The sequence below is a fragment of the Microcystis sp. LE19-10.1B genome (assembly GCF_027530565.1).
Taxonomy (GTDB): domain Bacteria; phylum Cyanobacteriota; class Cyanobacteriia; order Cyanobacteriales; family Microcystaceae; genus Microcystis; species Microcystis aeruginosa.
The window spans coordinates 1-4925 of record NZ_JAPZQM010000019.1 but is presented as its reverse complement, the minus strand read 5'-3'; the positions used below and the strand labels follow the sequence as shown (position 1 = coordinate 4925).

Genomic DNA, 4925 nt, shown 5'->3' with positions numbered 1-4925 from the left:
AAAAGTACCGGACATGGGAGTGATCGGGGGGAAAATTAAGTAATTGACCCCCTCAAAATCGGTAAAACCCTACACCCCACACCCTACACCCCACACCCCACACCCCACACCCTACACCCCACACCCCACACCCCACACCCTACACCCCACACCCCTTGACGATGAACCAAACCATAGTGATCAAAATCGGTACTTCCAGTTTGACCGATAATCAAACCGGCCAATTATCCCTATCCACGATCGCCGCTTTAGTGGAAGTCCTCACCCGGTTGCGCGCTGCCGGTCATCGGGTGGTATTAGTATCTTCCGGGGCCGTGGGGGTGGGCTGCCGTCGTCTGGGAATACAGGAAAGACCGAAAAAAATCGCCCTCAAACAAGCGATCGCCGCCGTCGGCCAAGGTCGTCTGATGCGGATCTATGATGACCTCTTTACCAGTCTTGGTCAACCGATCGCCCAAATTTTGCTGACCCGTCCCGAATTGATGGAACGCACCTGTTATGTCAACGCCTATAATACCTTTCAGGCTTTGTTTGAATTAGGGGTGATTGCCATTGTCAACGAAAATGATACGGTGGCGATCGATGAGTTAAAATTCGGCGATAATGACACTTTATCAGCCCTTGTAGCCAGTTTAATCGAGGCTGACTGGTTATTTATCCTCACCGATGTGGATCGCCTCTACAGTGCCGATCCGCGGCTATTTCCCGAAGCGGCGGCTATTGCCCGAGTTAGTCCCGCGGAATTAGCGCAACTATCGATCGATGCCGGTAGTAGTGGCAGTCAGTGGGGGACCGGGGGTATGGCGACTAAATTGGCGGCGGCCCGGATTGCCACCAGCGCCGGGGTAGAAATGGCGATTACTAGGGGACGGCAGCCTGGTAATATCTTAAAAATTATGGCAGGAGAGGCGATCGGAACCCGTTTTGAGGCCCAAAAACGCAGTGATAACGCCCGCAAACGCTGGATCGCCTACGGACTACTGCCCATGGGTAAAATCTATCTCGATGCTGGGGCGATTCAAGCCATTTGTCAGGGGGGAAAATCTCTCCTTGCGGCCGGGATTACCAAAGTGGCAGGGGAATTTAGCGCCTCGGAATCGGTGCAATTGTGCGATCAAGAAGGCCGGGAATTGGCCCGGGGAATTGTTAATTATAGTAGTGAGGAGATCGATCGAGTGAAAGGTCAACATTCCGAGCGTATTGCCAGTTTATTAGGTTATATGGCCGCAGAAACCATTATTCATCGGGATAATCTCGTTATTTTGAGTGCCTCGTCCACTACCTCGACTAATAAAGGATAATTCCGCCACCCAGCGCCGGTCCAGCCAATGCCTTAAATGTAAAGAAATGTCTCAAAAAAACAACAAATTGTTAGACAAGCAAGAGAGTTAGACTGGGGATGTCCCCCGAAGTTCAACCCTGTGAGATTATAAATAAAGCGAAACTCAAAAATGTCTTTATTGCTGTTGGGAGAAACTTAATAATGCGAGACGCGGTAACTAGCCTGATTAGAAAATACGATGTCACCGGACGTTATCTCGATCGAGATGCGATCGATAATCTTAAACAATATTTTGCCTCGGGAACTGCCCGTCTAGCTGCCGCCGCCCTCATTAACGCTAATTCGGCGGCGCTCGTGCGTGGGGCGGCGATTCGTCTATTTGAAGAAGTTCCCGAATTGATCCGCGCCGGGGGTAATGCCTACACCACCCGTCGTTATTCTGCCTGTCTGCGGGATATGGATTACTATCTCCGCTATGCCAGTTATGCGCTGGTGGCTGCCGATACTAATGTTCTAGATGAACGGGTACTGCAAGGACTGCGGGAAACCTATAATTCCCTCGGGGTTCCCATCGGTCCGACGGTGCGCGGTATCCAAATCATGAGCGAAATGATTCAAACCATGGCTACTGAGGCGGGTATTGCCGACACCTCTTTGATCGCTGAACCCTTTGATCATCTCACTCGCGAATTAAGCGAAGTGTCTATCTAAATTCAGTTGTCAGTTATCGCTTATCGGTTTTGTCCGTTCAATTTTTGATGGAACTAACCCGCATCAGTACCCACTCTCAGCCTAGGGGAGTGGGGAAGGTGCAGCAAGGGGAACAGTTCATTAAAACATTGTCCAGCTTTCTTTGACCCATGACTCTCCCCTCGGATTTTCCCCTAGAACCACCGGCTACCAATAAAGATCCCCATCGTGATTATCGCGGACTCGATCGCGATAAACTCACCCCCATGTACCAGCATTATGTGGAGGTAAAAGAAACCTATCCCAATGCTCTTTTACTCTATCGTGTGGGCGATTTTTTCGAGTGTTTCTTTCAGGATGCGGTGATTATCTCCAGAGAATTAGAATTAGTTCTCACCAGCAAGGAAGGGGGTAAAGGGATTGGGAGAGTCGCCATGACCGGGGTTCCCCACCACGCCCTAGAGCGTTATAGTCGTTTATTGGTGGAAAAAGGCTATGCAGTGGCGATTTGTGACCAAGTAGAGGATTCAACGGAAGCAGCCGCCGAAAAACGACTCGTAGAACGCGCTATCACCAAACTGCTCACCCCCGGAACCCTCACCGATGAGGGAATGTTAAACGCAAAAAAGAATAATTTTCTGGCCGCTGTGGTGATTACCGGAGAAAATTGGGGATTAGCATATTCAGATATCTCCACCGGAGAATTCTACACCACCCAAGCCAGCGATTTAACGGCTTTAAGCCTAGAATTAAGCCGTTTACAGCCCTCGGAAATCCTTTTTCCCATCAATGCCCCCGATTTAAACCGTATTTTGCGCCCTGGGGAAAAATCCGACCATCTCCCCCCCTGTTTACCCGATAGTTTTTGTTATTCTCTCCGTCCCCAAACTATCTTTACTCTCACAGAGGCGAAAAATCGTCTCCTAATCACCTATAAAATGCGTTCCCTAGAGGGTATGGGCTGCGAACATTTACCCCTTGCTATTCGCGCCGCCGGAGGCCTCTTAGAATACATTGAAGATACCCAAAAAGCCAATCAAGTCCCCCTACAACCTTTAAAAACCTACTCTATCTCCGAATTTTTGATTTTAGATGGGCAAACCCGTCGCAACCTTGAAATTACCCAAACGGTGCGCGATGGTAGCTTCTATGGTTCTCTATTATGGGCGATTGATCGTACTTGTACGGCCATGGGTAGTCGCGCCTTACGTCGTTGGTTACTGCAACCCCTCTTAGATTCTCGCGGTATTCGCGCCCGTCAAGATACTATCCAAGAGTTAAAGGATAATCCCGCCCTGCGCCAAGATATTCGGCAAAAATTAAGGGAAATCTACGATATAGAACGTTTAAGCGGTCGCGTTGGCGCAGGAACGGCTAACGCCCGCGATTTACTTTCCCTAGCGGCATCTTTAGTCAAATTAGCCGATTTAGCGGCTTTGGTTGCTTCGGGAAATTCGCCCTATTTGAAAGCTTTACAGCAAATTCCCGCCGATTTAGAAAAATTAGGCCAGCAGGTGATAGCGCATCTGGTGGAATCTCCTCCGCTGCATCTGAAGGAAGGGGGGGTGATTCGTGAGGGAATTGATGCCCAATTGGATGCCCTGCGGCGCGACTATCAGGAAGTAATCGATTGGTTTAAGAATCTGGAGACGACAGAGAAAGAAAGAACGGGTATTAGTAATCTTAAGGTTAATTATAACAAAACTTTCGGTTATTATATCAGTTTACCCCGCAGTAAAGCCGATTTCGCCCCAAAAGATTATGTGCGTAAGCAAACTTTAGTCAATGAGGAACGTTATATCACCACCGAGTTAAAGGAGAAAGAAAATATAATTCTGACGGCAGTAGATGAATTAAATAAGTTAGAATACGAGATTTTTAGCGATTTACGCCGTCAAGTGGCCGAATTTTCCCCAGAAATTCGGGAAGTGGCCACAAAAGTCGCCGCTTTGGATGTGTTGGCAGCATTGGCAGAAATCGCCGTTTATCAGGGATATTGTCGCCCAGAAATCGCCGATGGTCGTCTTATCGATATTAAAGATGGTCGTCATCCCGTGGTGGAACAATCCCTTGGGGCCGGCTTTTTTGTGCCGAATTCGATTAATTTGGGCAATCAGGAAGGTTTAGAATACCCCGACTTGATTATTCTCACCGGTCCCAATGCTAGTGGCAAAAGTTGTTATCTGCGACAGGTGGGATTAATTCAATTGTTAGCCCAAACCGGCAGTTTTGTCCCGGCAAAGTCGGCCAAAATCTCCATCTGCGATCGCATTTTCACCCGGGTGGGGGCTGTGGATGACCTCGCTACCGGCCAATCCACCTTTATGGTGGAAATGAACGAAACTGCCAATATTCTCAATCACGCCACAGACAGATCATTAGTATTATTAGACGAAATTGGCCGGGGTACAGCCACTTTTGACGGTTTATCCATAGCTTGGTCTGTGGCGGAGTATTTAGCCACGGTACTGCAATCGCGGACGATTTTCGCCACTCACTACCACGAACTGAACGAATTAGCCTCAATTTTAGAGAATGTGGCCAATTATCAGGTAACGGTCAAAGAATTACCCCATGAGATAGTATTTTTGCACCAAGTACGACCGGGAGGCGCGGATAAATCCTACGGTATCGAAGCGGGAAGATTAGCCGGTTTACCAGCTTCTGTGATCGATCGTGCCATGCAGGTGATGGGTCAAATCGAAAAACATAGTAAAATTGCGATCGGTTTGCGTCAAGGAATTAAGAAAATTAAACCAGTTAAGTCGGATAATTCCCCCTCTCTGCAGCAGTTAGATATTTTTGATGACAGTAAGTAGGGTCTGCTGAAAAAGTTTGTTGGTGGGGGCAGGGTGTGGGGTGTGGGGTGTGGGGTGTAGGGTTTTACCGATTTTGAGGTAGTCAGTTACCTAATTTTCAGGGAAAAAGTACCTGAATTTTACCCCCGATCCCT

At 48.3% G+C, this 4925-nt stretch carries 4 protein-coding genes; all 4 read left to right on the top strand.

Translation table 11 applies throughout. The features are described from left to right. The first annotated feature begins 43 nt into the window (after positions 1–43). On the top strand, positions 44–211 hold the full coding sequence (locus O9332_RS00695; protein WP_288023261.1) for a hypothetical protein: 168 nt from the start codon (positions 44–46) through the stop codon (positions 209–211). After that, a complete protein-coding gene (gene proB, locus O9332_RS00690; protein WP_288023260.1) occupies positions 162–1301 on the top strand; it encodes a glutamate 5-kinase in 1140 nt (379 codons plus the stop codon). Before O9332_RS00695 ends, proB begins: the two co-directional genes overlap by 50 nt. A 182-nt stretch (positions 1302–1483) precedes the next feature. Continuing rightward, positions 1484–1993, top strand: coding sequence for an allophycocyanin subunit beta (apcB, locus tag O9332_RS00685; RefSeq protein ID WP_002802766.1), 510 nt, complete (start codon positions 1484–1486; stop codon positions 1991–1993). A gap of 149 nt (positions 1994–2142) precedes the next feature. Continuing rightward, positions 2143–4791, top strand: coding sequence for a DNA mismatch repair protein MutS (gene mutS, locus O9332_RS00680; RefSeq protein WP_125732588.1), 2649 nt, complete (start codon positions 2143–2145; stop codon positions 4789–4791). The last annotated feature ends 134 nt before the right edge of the window (positions 4792–4925 follow it).